Below are 14,976 nucleotides of genomic sequence, written 5' to 3'. Positions count from 1 at the left end.
GGTACGTGACTCTGGAAGTCTGTTAGTTCCGAACTCTGGTAGTGCCGGACTCTGGGAGTTCGGAAGTCTGTTAGTCGCCGACTCTGTTACTCCGGTAGCTCGGAAGTCTGTAAGTCCGGAAGTCTGTGATCTCCAAACTCTGTCAGTGCCGGACTCTGGAAGTCTGTTAGTCGCCGACTCTGTTACTCCGGTAGCTCGGAAGTCTGTAAGTCCGGAAGTCTGTGATCTCCAAACTCTGGTAGTCCGGAGGTCTGTCAGTGCCGGACTCTGGAAGTCTGTTAGTCCGCAAGTCTGTTAGTTGCCCTGCGACATGGCTGTTGCCCGTGGTGCACTGTGCCTGGCCTCTGAAACGCTTGCCAGGACTCGTTGCCACCCCCGCACTCCCTGGTCGATGGGGAAGGGGATCACTTTGAGTGCCGGGAAGTCCGTTACTGCCAGACTCTGGCAGTCTGTTAGTCCGGGAGTCTGTTAGTGCCCACTGCAGCCTCTGCGACTCTGTTCGTGGGGTGATGTTCCAGGGGGTCCGGTTGGTCGGTAGCCGGGATTTCCGGGCGGCCCGTATTTCGGCTGCCAGGGGAGTGGCCCTGCCTGGAACTCTGGGACTCTGTTAGTCCTGCAGGCCCAGGTCAAGTCTCAACGCTCGGCACTCTGTAACTCTGTTAGTTCAACACTCTGTTAGTCCGTAAGTCTGGAACTCTGTTAGTCGTACAGGGAAAGTCGCGCTGCGGGTGCATCCTTATCGGCAGGCAGGAACGCAGCCGGTCATTTCCGGGCCGTAACAAGGCTGTGGAAGCCCTTCTCCGTAATTTTGGGGCTCCCGTCCGTTCTGGAGGACATAAGCCCTTAGAAAGGCGTACAGCGCCGCAGGGGGAACAGGGCTTTGCCGCACACATAGTGTGCATGGAGAACAACAACGAGCTTCCAGCACCACCGGCCAGCATCGGCATAGCGGGGGACTGGCACGGCAACACCGCATGGATGAAGCACGCACTGCACCGCCTTCACGGCGCAGGAATCGACACGGTCCTGCATGTAGGGGACCTTCGGATTCTGTGGCCGCCGGCGATGGACGGCCCCCTGTCGGATGAAGACAGCGAGATGATTCCCGGCGCCGAATGGCACGACACCTTCACCGTAGGGCTGGCAGACACGCTGGAGCAGCTGTCCATGCAGATGCTCTTCATCGACGGAAACCACGACAACCACCCCCGCCTTCGGGCCCTGCCCAGGGACAGCGACGGCTTCGGCATCGTCAGCAACCGCCTGAAGTACATTCCGCGCGGGCACCGGTTCACCCTCGGGGGAGTGCGCTTCGCAGGACTGGGCGGCGCCTTCTCGATCAACAAGCAGCGGCTGACCATCGGCGAGGACTGGTGGCCCGAGGAAGTGGTGACCGCGGACGACGTCGCAGCTCTCGGGCATGAGCCGGTCGATGTGCTCCTGACCCATGATGTGCCGGCCGGCGTCGACCTGCAGACGATGTTCGATCTGCCTGAGGCCATCGAGCGCGAGGCCTACGTCAGCCGTCTGCTGCTCCGGGACGCCGTCCGGAACACCGACCCGGCCCTGGTCTTCTCCGGACACTGGCACCAGCGAAGGACCCAGCAGCTGCCGTTTACCCGGACGGAGGTCCACGTGCTGCACATGGACGGCGGGGAGGGGAACACCGTTGCCCTGGACACTGCCACCCTTGGCGTCAGCGACGTGGAGATACCTCCGCGGTTCCCCAAGAGGCCGTAGGACACAAAGAAGAGGCGGTACAGCTTAGCTGCACCGCCTCTTCGCTTGTTCGGGTCCGGCTACTGCTCCCGGACCCGGTCCGCAGCCTTCACGATGACGTCGTCGAGCTTGAACCGCACGGTTTTCCCGCGTTCCCCAGCGTCCTCGGTGACGTAGAGATCGTCCTGGATCTCGGCACCCTGACCCTCCACCGATTCAAGACCCGCGTCCTGGAGGGTGAAAAGCACCGGCCCCCGCAGCGAATCGGACTTATCGCGCAGTTTGCGGGCGCTGCTGGCGTCCGCGTCGAGCGCAATGACACCGATGGGCTCGCCGCCGCGCATGACGGCCAGCTCGGTAATCCTGCCTTCGCTCGTGGCGTCGTATTCGATCTCATCGGCTTCAGGGTAGATTTCCCTGGCGCTAAGCGCTGCACGCGAGGCTGCCCACTCCTGCTCGTCCCGGACATGGCGCTTCTTGGCGTCGTTGAAGGCATCGGTGCGCCTGAGCTGCAGGTCCTGCGAAGCTGCCTGGATCTTGAACGGACCGGAGGCCGGGTTACCGCCGGTGTGGACGTTGTGTGCGTTCATGATTACGTCGTCGAGCTCGAGGCGGACCGTCTTGCCCGGCGCGAGGTCAGGCATGGTCGTGAAGACCTTGTCCGTGATCCCGGCGCCCTGAGTCGCCATATCTTTCAGGTTCCTGCCGTCAAGATGGGAGCTCACCCGGTCATCAAGCCACTCCCTGGAACTGCTCCTCCTGAGTTCGGTCCGCCAGGTTGTCCCGATGGTGTGGCCGTTCTTATCGAGAACGTCCAGTTCAACAATCCGTCCGTCGCTGTCTACGTCGTATTCGATGACTGCTGCGTCCTCATACATTTCCCGCACCGCTACCGCGGCGTTGGATGCAGCCCATGCGCCCTCTTCTTCGTCGAAGCGTGCGGCGGCCTCGGGCCAGGCATTTTCACGGCGCTGCTTGAGTATGGACGTGGCCTCTTTGATCTCGGCGGCTCCGTGCTGGCCTCGGGCCGCGGTGATGTTGACCTGGGGCTCGCCGTGGGTAGATGTGGCGAACTGGCCGCCGGTTGGAACCCCTTGGGGCTGACGGTTTGGGTTACGTGGGAGTGTCATGCCTGCCTGTGTGCGGCAACGGCCGGAAACAGCAGCGGGGGAGTGGCCGGAATTCACACCCCCGCTGCGTCAGCTAGTCCGTCATCCTTGCTGCAGCCTCGGTGATGGCATCCCGGATCCCGAAACGGACGTGCGTGACGCCGTTCCCGCGGTTGCGCACCACCTCGGCGCCCTGGTTCTGCATCTGGCTGGAGTAGACGTCATTGAGGGTCTGTGCGGCCTGGACGGCTGCGGTCAGACCCCTGATTTCGCCGCCCTTGCGGGAGTAGGTCCCGCGGGAGTTGAGTCCAACCTCGGTCAGGACCTCCTGGCCGCGGTTGATCCGCAGGGACTGCACCTTGCCCAGCATGTCCGTGTAGTAGTCGACGTCCGTGGCGTCCGGCATCCGCTTGGCGACGGTCAGGGCGGCATTGGAAGCTGCCCAGGTCTTTTCGTAGTTGCGCGCTGCTTCCAGTTCGCGCTGGATTGCCTCGGTCCGCTCCCGTGCCATGGTGCGCCGTTCGGTGAGCAGCTGCGTGGCACGGGTCCTGTCCTTCATTTCGCCGGCGACCTGCAGCGTGGCGTCGGCCAGTGCGAGTTCGTAGCCTTCGATGGCGGAGGGTTCCCCCATGCAGACTGCTGCAGCGGTTTCCGGGTCGGAGAGGTTGTAGAAGCCGTCCATCCGGTGTTTCGGACCGCGGACCAGCTCGTTCTGCTCTTCAGGCAGCCGGATGCAGACGGCGTTGCTGCCTTCGGTCGTGAAGAAGACGGCTTCGCCGGCGTCGGGCTCGAGGACCCGGGCCGGGCCGAACGGCGTTTCCATGCCGTCGTAAACCGAAGGCAGGCTGGTCGGTGCCGCTGAGAGGGAAACCCCTGCGGCCTCGGACCTTGCGGACGTGGCGAACTGGCCGCCGGCGGGCGTGCCTTCGGGCTGGCGGGCGATGGGCCTGGTGGGAAGTGTCATACCCCTCTGTGTGCGGCCGGCCGCGGAAGTGGAAGCCTGCAGGTCAGAGCTTCGCCCGGGCCGTCTTCAGGGCTGCTGCCAGGGTGAACAGTGATGAGTACAGGGTTGCGGGGTGCCCGGGCTCGATGTTGAAGGCCTCGAACATTTCTGCGTGGTCGTTGGCATTGACGGCGTCCAGGACCTTGACCGGGTCCTCCCAGGCATCGGGCAGATCCGCCGCAGCGAGGAGGGCGTCCCGGTCGGCGCCGTCGATGATTTCATCGACCTGGATGCTCAGTTCCGCAAGGACGGTATTGGGATTGTGCTTTGCCAGGGCATTGATCGCGATGAGCGACCGTACGGCCTTCCTGGCTACGACGGCGTCGATCGCCTTGGTGACCTGTTCCCGGGTCTTGTCCTGTTTCGCTGCTGCCACGACGGCTCCTATCGCTGGTGCCCAGGTTGTCCGGGCACATACAGAAGGGGCCGGCTGCGCAAAAAACAGGAAAGGTTTGGGAAGGAACTGGCCGGCTACAGCTTGGCTCGGTATTCCTTCAGTTCAGATGCGAGCACGATGAGCATGCTGTTGAGGTTGAATACCCCCTCCACCTTGAAGGCGTCCGTAAGCCCGGTCGTGTCCCGGCGGAGGGTTGCTTCCAGGACAGCGGCTGCGTCCCATTCCTTGGGGATGTCGGTTTCCCGGATGAACGCTTCATAGTCCACGCCTTCCAGGAGGGCATTGCACTGGACGAGAAGCTCCTGGGTGACATCCGCCGGGTCCAGCCTGCCCAGCCCGAGCATGGCCCGCATGACCTTCAGCGGCTTGTTGGATTTGAAAGTGTCCACCGCCTTGGTGGTTCGTTTCTGGATCTCGGTCTGTTTTGCTGCAGCCATGGCTGCTCCTCTCCTCAGCGCCCGGGCTGTCCGGGCACATACAGAAGTGCCCGGCGGCGCAAAAACGGGAACGAGCTTTCCGGCTAAAGCCCGGCGCGGGCTTCCTTCAGGACGGCGGCCAGCTTGAGCAGCGATGCGAGCAGCTTCGAGGCCCTGTCGGATTCGAGGGCGTCGGCGGTTCCCTGGATGTCGTATCTGCTGATCGCCCCTACTGCTGACGGAGCATCCCATGAGGCCGGCATCTGCGCTGCCCGGAGGAGTTCATCCCGGTCTGGGCAGTCAAGGTATCCCCGGATCAGAATGAAGAGCTCAGTGAGGACGACGGCGGATCTGGTCTCCTCCAGCTGCATGACGGCGGCTTCCATCTGCCGCCCGTCCCCGGACGCGACGGCGTCGACGGCGGCGAGGACCATCTCCTCCGCACTGCCCTGCCTGGCTTCTGCCATTGCTCGTCCTTTCCTGAACGGGGAAGCACCGCAGTCCTTCTTCAGGTCTGCGGTGCTTCGGAGTGTGTAGGTCAGGCTGCGGCCCTGGCAGGGGAGCGGCGGCCGAAGAGGCGGCTGATGGACTGGACGTCAGCTGCCTCCAGCCCGTAGGCGGTGGCGAGGACATCGACCTGGTCGCCGAATTCGGATTCGTCCACAAGATCCAGGGTCCGGGCAATGTAGGTGGCGGAGCTGTGCTCGATACCAAGGCTCCGGGCCAGGTCCGTCTGCTCGTTCATGAGGGTGTCGTCGGTTGTCTGCACTGTCTTGGCGGTCATAGCCCCTATGTGTGCGGACAGGGGCGGGAATCTCCCCACGGGAGCGGGAAGGCCCGCCGGGAGGGGTCCGGCGGGCTTTCGGGGGAGGGGGGTCAGGATGCCAGGCGCTGCGGGTTTCGTTCTGCCTGCAGCAGCTGCCTGCACAGGTGGTAGCCGAGCGCGTTGGAAGGGATGCGCCCGGGGTGCTTCCGTTCCTGTTCAACGAGAGCGTCCACGGCTGCATCCAGCTTCCGGTCCTGCCGGACTGCCGCTTCGATGACGGCGATGTCGCCGGCGCCGTTGCGGCCGAGCATCCGTGCTGCAGAACCGTCCCCGATTGCCTTCCGGACGGCGCTGCGGGCCAGGGGCCTCTGCTGGGAGAGCTCCATCGTTCCGCGGGTCATGTTGTGGAACAGGGCGTTCTCGCTGCGCCGGTCTGAAAGCGAGACGGGAGACTCCTGCCGGCCGCGGGATGCGAACTGGCCGCCGGCGGTGACCCCGGCCTGGACGCGGGGGCGGAACATCAGTTGTTGTCCCCGCCCTGCTCAATCCAGGTGAACATCATGTTCGCGCGCCGGGAGGCCTTCGGGCTGTGCTGGTCACGCTCGTAGATCTTGCGGAGATCGTTGCGCAGCTCTTCCTTGTCGGCGAACCCGGTGCGGGCCAGCTTGGCCATGGTCGGGTAGGGCCCGCTCATGCCCATGTCGTAGGCGATGGCGAGGGCTGCATCGTCCGGGAGTTCCCGTTCGCCGAAGCGCAGTTCGGTGATGCCGTCAACGGTGACCGGGTCCATGCTGTCGGCCTTGCGCTTGGCGGCCCAGAAGTCACCGACGCTGGCGGTTGCTTCCACCCGCTCGTGCAGCAGGCGTGAGAGGTTCTCGGAGCCGAACGTTCCGGGATCCTCCTCGTTGGCCAGGTTGACGATCTTTGTCTCGTTCCAGGCGGCGTCGGAGACCTTGCCTTCGGTCGGGTTGGCGTCGCGGATGACGGCGGAGCATTCGGCGGTGATGGAGCTCCAGTCGTCTCCGTGAGTCTCTGCCTCGTAGCGTTCGGTCATGAAGTCCTCGATGACCAGCTGGTGGCGGTTCAGCCATGCTTCGCGTTCTTCCTCGGTGAGGTCCGGCTGTTCGCGTTCGACCAGGGCATGGAAGTTCACTTCGCGTTCGGCGTGGACGAAGTACTTGTCCGGGTCTTCGTCGTCGCGGCTGACGGTGAGCCGGTCCATGACGGACTCTTCTGCGAGTTCCGGGTACATCTCGTCTTCACCCTGTGTGAGGACGATGGGGCGGTCAGTGGAGTCGGCGAGGGTGACGCCGGCTGCTTCGGAGCGGATGGTGGTGGCGAACTGTCCGCCGGCGGGGATGCCCTCGGGCTGGCGGTTGATGTGGGTAGTCATGCCCATCTGTGTGCGGCTGCCCGCACTTGGGGACAGGTCCGCTGCTCTCCGGCCCTGATCGGGGGTGAAAGAGGCTGCCGACCGGCCCGCCAACCGGAACCAACCGGGTGCCGACCAAAGAGTCGGTGAAAAAATCCGCGGAATCTAGGGGCAAAAGAGGGGGCCCCTATATAGAACCAACTTAACCAACCTATTAAGAGAGATATATATATAAGGGGGCCCTATGTATGTTCCTTCGCAGCAGATTCCTATATAACCCTTTCTCTCTTATGGAGGCCTCCCCCTCCTGTCGGCAAGGTTGGTTTAGTCGGCAGAATTTCGAGAAACCCCGGAATCACGCGGCAAAACGGGGTACCGGCACCTCGTTATGGGTCGGTTTATCGGTTGTTTTCGGTCGCCGGACGGTTGGCAGGACCCCTTCAGGGGGCTGTTTCGGGCCGTTTTCACCCCAAAACACGTCGCCGCGGCACTAAGGGCGCAACGAAACGGTGCTCTCCTACCCCCCCCTACGGCGGATGCGGGTACGAAAAAGGGCCGCCCCGGTGAAGGAGACGGCCCCGGCGTGATGGTTTCAGACGCGTCCGGCATCCAGGAGAGGAAGCACGCACTGCCTCCAGTTCTCCCAGCTGCCCATCCTCGGAACCCCCTCGACGTAGGCGTTGTACGGCCGCGTGAAGAGAAGGTGCTGCCAGGAGGGTGCCATGGATCCGGTGATCTCCGGTTTGTCGTCGATAAGGACGGCTCCGGAAACTGCGGTCTTGTCGTAGGCGATGATCGTGCGCTGTACCCATTCGCGGCCGAGGTGCTCATCCACCCATTCGAACTTGTCCTGGGCACAGGTGCGGTTCTCGAAGGTGGGCGTAGTGACGATCAGGATGTTCAGACCTTCATTGGCCATTTCGTGCAGGGCATCCACTGCCCCCTCGACGGGACGAAGGTGGCGGAACAGGCCCGGAGTGTTCATACCGGCGGCCAGGGAGTCCAGGTTGAAGCCCGGACCGCCGAGCTGGTTATAGCGGTCGCGGTGGCCGTAGGGGACCAGGGGATACTCCGGGTCGTTGAGAACGAGGGCGTCGTCGAGTGCCTCAAGGTAGTAGGCGAGCACCTCGTCCATATCGACCAGGACGGTGGCGCTTCGGTCAAAGGTTCCCCCGGCCATCGGCCTACGCTGCCATGCGGACGGAACGGGCGGCAGCAGCGTTCTCGGCTGCTGCGTGGAAGGCGGCGGTGTCGGCCAGTTCCTCCCAGAGCGACTGGTTCCTGTCCTGGCCGTCCTCGGTGAATTCCGTTTCGTCGACGTAGTCGGACGCTGAGACCAGCAGTTCGTAGTCGTGGTCGGGGCTCAGGACGAACTCGGGGTTGTCCCAGTGCTTCATTTCCGTGTGGACGGCGAAGCGGATGAGTGTGGCGAGGTGCCCGCGGCGGGACGGGGTGAGGAACGGGAAGGCTGCCTCTACGACGGCGTTGGCTTCGGCGCGGGTGGCCGGGGCTTTGCCGTCCCAGTATTCGGGGTAGGACTCGCGGAGTGCATGGGCCGGTGCCGCATGAGCGATAAGCTCCCGTGCGCCGGGCTTGGGGAGGGAGAGCAGTTCACGGGTCAGTGCGGGTCCGTGGTCCTTTTCGAAGGCTTCGTCAAAGTCAGGTGCGGTGTTGTTCTCCATACCCCCTATGTGTGCGGCAAGGGCGGGACTTCTCATCAGCCCAGGCCTGCCGCGGCGACGAGGCTGCTCAGCCCGTCCCTGCCCATCCCGACCATGGTGGCGCCGACACCGATCACGGCGTAGAGGCCGATCGGAATCAGCAGCAGCCACTCGCGGGAGGATCCGGCGTTGCCGAGCACCGGCACGGCGAGGTAGCCGTTCTTCTTCCAGCAGTCCTTCAGGACCGGGATGTTCTGCCAGGCTTTCGGAGGTTTGATCGTGAACGGCCAGGCCAGGTTGCAGCCGCCGGTGGTCATCATGTCGCCGAGGATGTGGACGATGACGCCGACGCCCATGGACAGCGGGAACCAGAACTGCTCCTCGGGTGCGAACAGGGCAATGAAGAGCCCGACGGTGAGTCCCACCGCCCATGGGGATTTACGCATCCGGTCGGGGATGATCTTCAGGGCCTTGGCAGCGAAGCTGACCAGCAGCACCGAGAGGATGCCGGCGCCGGGGAAGATGGTGCCGAACCAGTCTGTTTCGATGGTCCAGAGACCGGCCACCCAGGCCACGGCAACGAAGACGATGATGCCGATGATCGAGTGGGTGCCGTGCCGGTGGCCGCCGGATACCTTCCCGACGGCGGCGCACATGGCGTTGGAGAGCGGTGGCAGGGAGTGGGCGATGGTGGCGTTGTGGTGGTCCGCGTCAGGGAGCAGGGCGGCGCCGGCCGTGACGAGGGCGCCGGTGATGACGCCGACGGGGCTGATGTCCAGCAGGCCCATTCCGATGTCGAAGCCGTGGGACCCCCAGCCCAGCTTTTCGGTCAGCAGCGAGATGTCGACATGGAACTGCGTGGTGATTGCAACCCAGGCGGCTGCGCCGCAGGCTGCGTGGTGGGATCCCATCATGGGAGTGGTCCTTTCAAAAGGGGGTGCCGGCGGCCCGGGTCAGGCCGCCGGCGACGGGATCAGGCGAAGGGGTCTTCGTGCGCAGCAGGTGCCGCGTGGGTCCGGCGGGGGGCGGGGGAAGACACGGCGAACGGGTCATCGTCATCAGCGGCGGCGGCACGCGGGGCCCGAGGTGCGCGCGCGGCGGGGATGTCGAACGGGTCGTCGTCGCCGGCGTCGGCGGAACGTGCCGGGGCGGACTTCACCGCTGGTTCGTCGAAGTCCCAGTCGGCCGTTACGGATGCCCGGACAGGTGCCGGTCCGAACGGGTCGTCCTCGGTGTCGTCCGCTTCAGGTGCCGGTGCTTCCGGCACTGCAACCGGCCCGGGCTCCTCGAAGATGTACTCCGTGTCGTCCGTTTCAGGTGCGGCAGCCGCCTTGGCCCTGTCGGCGTCGAAGTCCCAGTCGTCGTCCCCGGCCGGATCTTCTTCCTCCTCCGGGGATGCCGCGGGCTCTGCGGCCGGTGTGGTCTCTTCAGGCATCCCGGTCTCCGCCGGTGCCTCGATCTCCATCGGAACCACTGCCTCCGCCGGTGCTGCAGCGGTGCCGGCCAGGAATGCTTCAGCCTCGTCGAGCATGGCCAGGGTGAGACCTTCGTCCGGATCCGGGACGTAGAGCATCGCTTCGACTCCCGCTTCCCGGAAGGCGTCTGCGGCGATGTCCCGGTACGGGATGCCCAGCACGAAGTCCTCCTGGGAGAGTTCATCGTCAAGCCAGACGATCCGGCGGACCAGCGGGTTCGCTGCGATCCAGGCCAGGGCGGCGTCGATCTTCCACCACCCGGTGTCGTCGGATCCGGACTCCAGTGCTTCAACGGCGCGCGGCAGCAGGTGGCCCAGGTGCTTGGGGGCGTCCTGGACCCAGGAGCTCAGCCAGACCTGCCGTGCCGGAATGGAAGCGGTGCGGGCCATGATTTCGGGCCGGTAGGCGATGGCGCCGCGGAAGGGGACGTCGATGCGGATCATGGCACCGGTGTGGGTCGTCGGTGCCAGGGCGCCGTCGATGTCCAGCAGCATTGCCGCTTCCTCGTCCTCGATCACCGGCGGGATGAAAACGGCATCGGGTTCCAGCACTTCGTCCGGCTGGCCGGAAGCGTCCTGCAGACTCCCGGCCTCGTCTTCGCCGTCGCCTTCGAGGGAGAAGTCCATGTCGGACCAGTCCAGATCGTCGAGGCCGATTTCGATTTCGCCCAGGTCCACGATCTTGTCGGCCGCCGGCTCGGGCATGACTTCCCCGAACGCTTCAGGCATCTTCGGCATGAACGGAGCCAGGTCCAGCTTCTGGTCCTCGGTCAGTTCCTCTACGAGCCCGATGAGCTTCTGGGCGAGGATCTTCTGCTCGGCCGGGTTGTACCAGGCCTGGATGGCCATGGCAGCACCGGCGGTCGTTTCGAACAGGCCGCGGCCCGGCGGGATGGCATCTCCGAGGTCGGGTGCATCCTGCGGTGCGCGCAGAGCGGACTGCTTGTCGCCGTAGGTGGCCTTGCCCAGCAGCAGGCGGGAGAGGTTCACCTTCAGGTCACCGGCGCCGGGGATGGTGTCGAGCATCTTGGCCGAGAGCTTCTGGGTGGCCAGGAACAGGGTGACGCCGGCGGAGCGTGCTTCGCGGGCGATCTTGCCCGTGTAGACGCCCACCTCGGTCTTGGCCCGGTTGGTGGCCAGGACCATCTCGCGTTCGGCGTCCATCTCCGGGTCATCGCTCGGTGCCGGCACCGGGTCCTGGCCCATGAGGGAGGTGAACTCGTCGAGAAGGATGACGATGTGCTTCGGACGGACGTCCTCGGGAAGGTCCCGGTAATTGCCGACGCCGTTGGTCTTGTTCAGGTTCTTGCGGCGCACGACCTCCGCGTAGATGCCGCGCATCATGGCTGCAGCGGTGAACGGGCTGTCCGTGAACGCCTTGGAATACGGCTCGGCGAACTTGAAGTCGGCACCGCCCTTGGTCGGGTCGGCGACATACAGCTCGTAACCGCGCACCAGGGCGCCGAAGGCCAGTGACTGCAGCAGCACGGACTTGCCGCCGCCGGAGGCACCGGCGATCAGCAGGTGGGGGTCGACCTTGAAGTTATATTCGACCGGCTCGCCTTCAATGCCGGTGGCGAAGGGGATGTACTTGGAGATCTCGATGTGTTCCCAGTCGTAGTCGGCCTTATCCGGCATGGGGTTCACTTCGCAGACCATCAGGCGCACCGCGTTGGGCTTGTCCTTGATCCTTCGCGGCTCCACGTATGCGTTGCCGGAGTTGGACTCGAGCTTCGGCCGGGCGGCGGTGAAGTTCGTGAAGTCCAGGCCCGTGCCGGTGAGGTCAAAGTCGATGACGGAAACGGCGTCATTCTTGGGCAGCTGCGTCTTGTCGGTGAACACGGGCAGCAGGCCGCCGATGCCGGAGACACCCGAGTCGAGGAAGGTCTGGTCCCAGTCGAGCTTGGCGAGCATTGATTCGTAGGCCTTGTTCGCCAGGATGACCTTGGGATTGCCGGGGCGGGCGCCGGCGACGATGGAGACCATGCCGTCCTTGCCTACGGAGATGCGCAGCCATTCGGATCCCCAGTGCTGGCGGATCTTGTTCGCCTGGCCACGCAGCTCACTGAGGGTGACGCCGCCGTGCAGGAAGAGGTCGATCTTCCAGATGTGCTTTGCGGATCCGGCTTCGGTCAGGCAGGTGACCGTATCGACTTCGGGGCGCTCGGCCAGGCGTGCGACCTTGAACGCTTCGTTGACCCGTCCGGCCAGTACCCATTTCTGGGCGTCGGTGGATGCACGGCCGCGGCGCGGGCCGCCGGCGGGCTTCAGGTCATCGGGGCGGAGGGGGACGGTCTCGCTGGACCAGTAGACGGAGAATGCCTGGGCGTGGCGTTCACCCCTGCGCGATCCGGGGAAGCCTGTCATTGCGACGAACGGTGCGGCGTCCAGGACGGTTGCCAGCTTGGGTTCGAAGGCACGGAACTCTGCAGGCGGCATGCCCTGCCGGGTTACGAACGCCATGTGGTGGATGGTCTGTCCGGTGGGCAGCTGGGCTTTGGACTTGGTCTCGTACTGCATGACCGGAGGGTTGCTGCCCTGCTTCATGACTTCGATCCACCGGTTGTCCCACTTGTCTTCTTCGGCAAGCTTTTCCATGGAGGTCTTGTTCAGGCCGGAGCCCGGATCCCATTTAGTGGCGTCGTCAAAGAGCGGGCCCACATACAGGGCGCCGGCGCCGCCGAGGGCGCGGTGGTCCACGAGCACGGGCGCGTTGAATGCCGCACCGAAGTCGTTCAGGCCCTGTGCGCGGATGTAGCTGGGAGGCGGGCCCATGGGCAGCAGCCATGTCACGGCCCAGGCGTTGCGTCCGGCAGGCGCGGGAGGTGCCGCGGGTTCGGGTGCGGCGGTCGGGTCTTCGTTCGGGTCGGTCTTCGCGGGTTCGGCGGCCGGTGCCGGCGGGATGGTCAGGAGGTGGACGTCATCCAGGATGGGCCGCGCGAAGCCCTGCTTGTCGGCCATCCACACGATGGCGCAGCGGGCGAGCTCGGTGACGACATCCTTCGGCGTCTCGGGGTCGGTGATGTCGGGGATCTGGTCCGAGGGCCAGCGCACAATGTCGAAGCGGACCGGGTGGGTGGTGCCGGGCATCGGCTGGTTGTTGGAGTCGACGTTCGGCACGGCGATGATGGCCATCTTCGATCCGGTGCCGACGGTCGGGGAGATCTTCGGCTCCATGGACCAGTACGCCATTGCGCCGACCGATGCCGGGGCGTCGAAGGTGTCGACGATGGCCGTGCCGACTTCACGGCGGTCGATCAGGCGGGGTTCGGGATCCTGCTTGAGCATCGCCCAGCGCGGGCGCCATTCTTCACGGGCAGCCACGACGACGCGCCAGTGTTCCAGTGCAAGGGTGATCCACGGCTTGGCCAGCAGTGCCAGTGGTCCGCCGGTCAGGGCCAGGATCCAGATGGCGGGTTCGGGCACGCCGGGCAGGCCGGCGGCTTCAGTGAGGACGGGGAGGAAAACGCTCAGCACCGTGCCGGCAACCGCTCCCAGGATGAGTCCGCCGATACCGAAGCCGATGACGGCGGGGGTCTTCGTCTTGGCGAGGGCGATGAGGGAGTCGATGCGTGCACCGGGGTTCTCGTCATCGGCCACCATGGTGCGGCGCCGGGATGCGGTCAGCTGGGCAACGATGATGAAGCCGGCTGCAGCGTTCACCCACTGGCCCCAGTCCCCGGTGTACGGGTTGGCCACGGGGAGGAGGAAGTACGCCGCCGCGCCGGTCCACACTGCGGCGATGAAGGAAAGCAGCGGCTTCTTTCCCGGCAGCCAGTCCATGCCGGGCAGGACGAGCTTGAACTTCAGGTCTTCCCAGAACCGGTACTTGTTCATGGCCGCGGTCTCGCCCGGGGATCCCGGGGTGGGGTAGCCGCGCACATCCTTCTTGCCGGTGAACATGGCCGGCGGGTACATCCAGGCGTTGACGATCAGTGCCGCCCACACGGCAGCCAGGCCCGGGTAGCCGGAGTAGATTCCGAAGCCTGCGAGGGCTGTTCCTGCAAGTAGGGCCATACCGGTGATCGGCTTTGCTGGTGCCTGGTTTCTGCGTGCCGCCATAAGCGGACTCCTCCTGGTGATGTTCTTCGGCCTGCGCGGCCCGGTCGGCAATGGACGGCGGAGCTTTTACTCCGGCGGTGTCCCCGTGCTTTCGGATGCGCTGCGGCACGGCAGTGCCCGGCGGAAAGATGGGTGCTTCATGCCCTTGGACATGCGTAGGCAAGACAGGGAAGGCCGCCGTGGATCCTGTGCCCGGATCTCTTCGGCGGCCTTCGTCGGTGTTGATGCTGCGGCGGTCAGCGGCGTGCGGAACCGGGTCCTGCTGCGGGGGTGACAATCAGTTCTGCGAGGCGGGCAACGATCCGGTCATCTGCCGGCCGGCGGCCGATGAAGGAGCGCACGGTTCTGGCCAGTGCGTCACCGGTGATGAGGATGGCTCCTGGTACCTTCAGCAGCCAGGTGCTTACCTTTTCGCCGGTGCGGGAGGGCCAGATGACCAGCCGGACCGTGAGGACTTCAGCGCCGGTTCCGCGCAGGTGGCTTTCGACGGCCTTGGTGATCCAGGTCTGGTCCTTGCCGGTGTGCGGGACCTTCTCTCGTCCGCGGCGGTTCACGCCGGCCAGGGTCCAGTAGAAGCCGGGCTTCCACATTTTGGAGTCCAGGATCAGCACGCGGCTGCCCGAGACGATGACGTGGTCGATGTTGGCCTTGAAGCCGGGGATGGGCACGCGCAGGTCGTGCATGACGGCGGCCCGGGAGCTGAAGGTGTTGAGCACCTTCTCCGAGAGCTGTTCGCCCTTGGTGCCCATCCTGGCCACCGACTCGTTCACGGCCCAGCTGGTGTCGGCCAGACCCGTGGCGGCCCTTCCATAGATTCCGTTCACGGTGCCTACAGGAAGAGGTTGATGATGAACCAGACTCCGACGAGGATGATGACCCCGCCGAAGACCTTGCTGCCGGATCCGGCCATCCAGTCTTCGATTGCCTGCTTGTCCTTGTCGCGGTCGCTCTTGACGCGTTCCTTGAAATTACGTTCGCTCATGCCCGGGGACATGCG

Annotated in this window: 15 protein-coding genes; 1 reads left to right on the top strand and 14 read right to left on the bottom strand. The window is 64.9% G+C overall.

Annotation, left to right across the window (positions count from 1 at the left end; genetic code table 11):
- Positions 1 to 900: 900 nt before the first annotated feature.
- On the top strand, positions 901 to 1,740 hold the full coding sequence (locus tag N2K99_RS19030; RefSeq protein ID WP_227934804.1) for a metallophosphoesterase: 840 nt from the start codon (positions 901 to 903) through the stop codon (positions 1,738 to 1,740).
- Positions 1,741 to 1,799: 59 nt separating this feature from the next.
- Here the strand turns inward: N2K99_RS19030 and N2K99_RS19025 are convergent, their stop codons facing one another.
- The 14 genes from N2K99_RS19025 to N2K99_RS18960 all read right to left on the bottom strand — a co-directional run bounded on the left by N2K99_RS19025 (position 1,800) and on the right by N2K99_RS18960 (position 14,961).
- On the bottom strand, positions 1,800 to 2,849 hold the full coding sequence (locus tag N2K99_RS19025; protein ID WP_227934803.1) for a hypothetical protein: 1,050 nt from the start codon (positions 2,847 to 2,849) through the stop codon (positions 1,800 to 1,802).
- 73 nt (positions 2,850 to 2,922) lie between these two features.
- On the bottom strand, positions 2,923 to 3,792 hold the full coding sequence (locus tag N2K99_RS19020) for a hypothetical protein (protein ID WP_227934802.1): 870 nt from the start codon (positions 3,790 to 3,792) through the stop codon (positions 2,923 to 2,925).
- 43 nt (positions 3,793 to 3,835) lie between these two features.
- Positions 3,836 to 4,207 carry a hypothetical protein gene (locus tag N2K99_RS19015; protein WP_227934801.1) on the bottom strand — a complete coding sequence of 124 codons (372 nt, stop codon included), beginning with the start codon at positions 4,205 to 4,207 and terminating at the stop codon, positions 3,836 to 3,838.
- A gap of 95 nt (positions 4,208 to 4,302) precedes the next feature.
- The gene (locus tag N2K99_RS19010; RefSeq protein ID WP_227934800.1) at positions 4,303 to 4,665 is read right to left on the bottom strand and encodes a hypothetical protein; all 363 of its coding nucleotides are present in this window, start codon (positions 4,663 to 4,665) and stop codon (positions 4,303 to 4,305) included.
- A gap of 83 nt (positions 4,666 to 4,748) precedes the next feature.
- The gene (locus N2K99_RS19005; protein ID WP_227934799.1) at positions 4,749 to 5,111 is read right to left on the bottom strand and encodes a hypothetical protein; all 363 of its coding nucleotides are present in this window, start codon (positions 5,109 to 5,111) and stop codon (positions 4,749 to 4,751) included.
- A gap of 71 nt (positions 5,112 to 5,182) precedes the next feature.
- Complete coding sequence (locus N2K99_RS19000; protein ID WP_227934798.1) at positions 5,183 to 5,428, bottom strand: hypothetical protein; 246 nt, start codon at positions 5,426 to 5,428, stop codon at positions 5,183 to 5,185.
- Between the two features lie 92 nt (positions 5,429 to 5,520).
- On the bottom strand, positions 5,521 to 5,931 hold the full coding sequence (locus tag N2K99_RS18995; protein ID WP_227934797.1) for a hypothetical protein: 411 nt from the start codon (positions 5,929 to 5,931) through the stop codon (positions 5,521 to 5,523).
- Positions 5,931 to 6,803: a hypothetical protein gene (locus N2K99_RS18990; RefSeq protein WP_227934796.1), complete on the bottom strand. Its 873-nt coding sequence runs from the start codon at positions 6,801 to 6,803 to the stop codon at positions 5,931 to 5,933. Before N2K99_RS18990 ends, N2K99_RS18995 begins: the two co-directional genes overlap by 1 nt.
- A gap of 571 nt (positions 6,804 to 7,374) precedes the next feature.
- Positions 7,375 to 7,962 carry a 5' nucleotidase, NT5C type gene (locus tag N2K99_RS18985; RefSeq protein ID WP_227934795.1) on the bottom strand — a complete coding sequence of 196 codons (588 nt, stop codon included), beginning with the start codon at positions 7,960 to 7,962 and terminating at the stop codon, positions 7,375 to 7,377.
- A 4-nt stretch (positions 7,963 to 7,966) separates the two neighbouring features.
- The gene (locus N2K99_RS18980; RefSeq protein ID WP_227934794.1) at positions 7,967 to 8,464 is read right to left on the bottom strand and encodes a hypothetical protein; all 498 of its coding nucleotides are present in this window, start codon (positions 8,462 to 8,464) and stop codon (positions 7,967 to 7,969) included.
- A 35-nt stretch (positions 8,465 to 8,499) separates the two neighbouring features.
- A complete protein-coding gene (locus tag N2K99_RS18975; RefSeq protein WP_227934793.1) occupies positions 8,500 to 9,357 on the bottom strand; it encodes a metal-dependent hydrolase in 858 nt (285 codons plus the stop codon).
- A gap of 59 nt (positions 9,358 to 9,416) precedes the next feature.
- The gene (locus tag N2K99_RS18970; protein ID WP_227934792.1) at positions 9,417 to 13,979 is read right to left on the bottom strand and encodes an FtsK/SpoIIIE domain-containing protein; all 4,563 of its coding nucleotides are present in this window, start codon (positions 13,977 to 13,979) and stop codon (positions 9,417 to 9,419) included.
- A gap of 236 nt (positions 13,980 to 14,215) precedes the next feature.
- Positions 14,216 to 14,803 carry a nuclease-related domain-containing protein gene (locus N2K99_RS18965; protein ID WP_227934791.1) on the bottom strand — a complete coding sequence of 196 codons (588 nt, stop codon included), beginning with the start codon at positions 14,801 to 14,803 and terminating at the stop codon, positions 14,216 to 14,218.
- A 5-nt stretch (positions 14,804 to 14,808) separates the two neighbouring features.
- Entirely contained in the window at positions 14,809 to 14,961 is a 153-nt protein-coding gene (locus N2K99_RS18960; RefSeq protein WP_227934790.1) for a hypothetical protein, read from the bottom strand.
- Between the last annotated feature and the right edge of the window lie 15 nt (positions 14,962 to 14,976).

Source organism: Arthrobacter sp. zg-Y1110 (assembly GCF_025244865.1).
In the GTDB taxonomy this organism is placed as follows: Bacteria; Actinomycetota; Actinomycetes; order Actinomycetales; family Micrococcaceae; genus Arthrobacter_B.
Note: the sequence above shows the minus strand (reverse complement) of the source record. Positions and strands in the feature narration are given on the sequence as shown.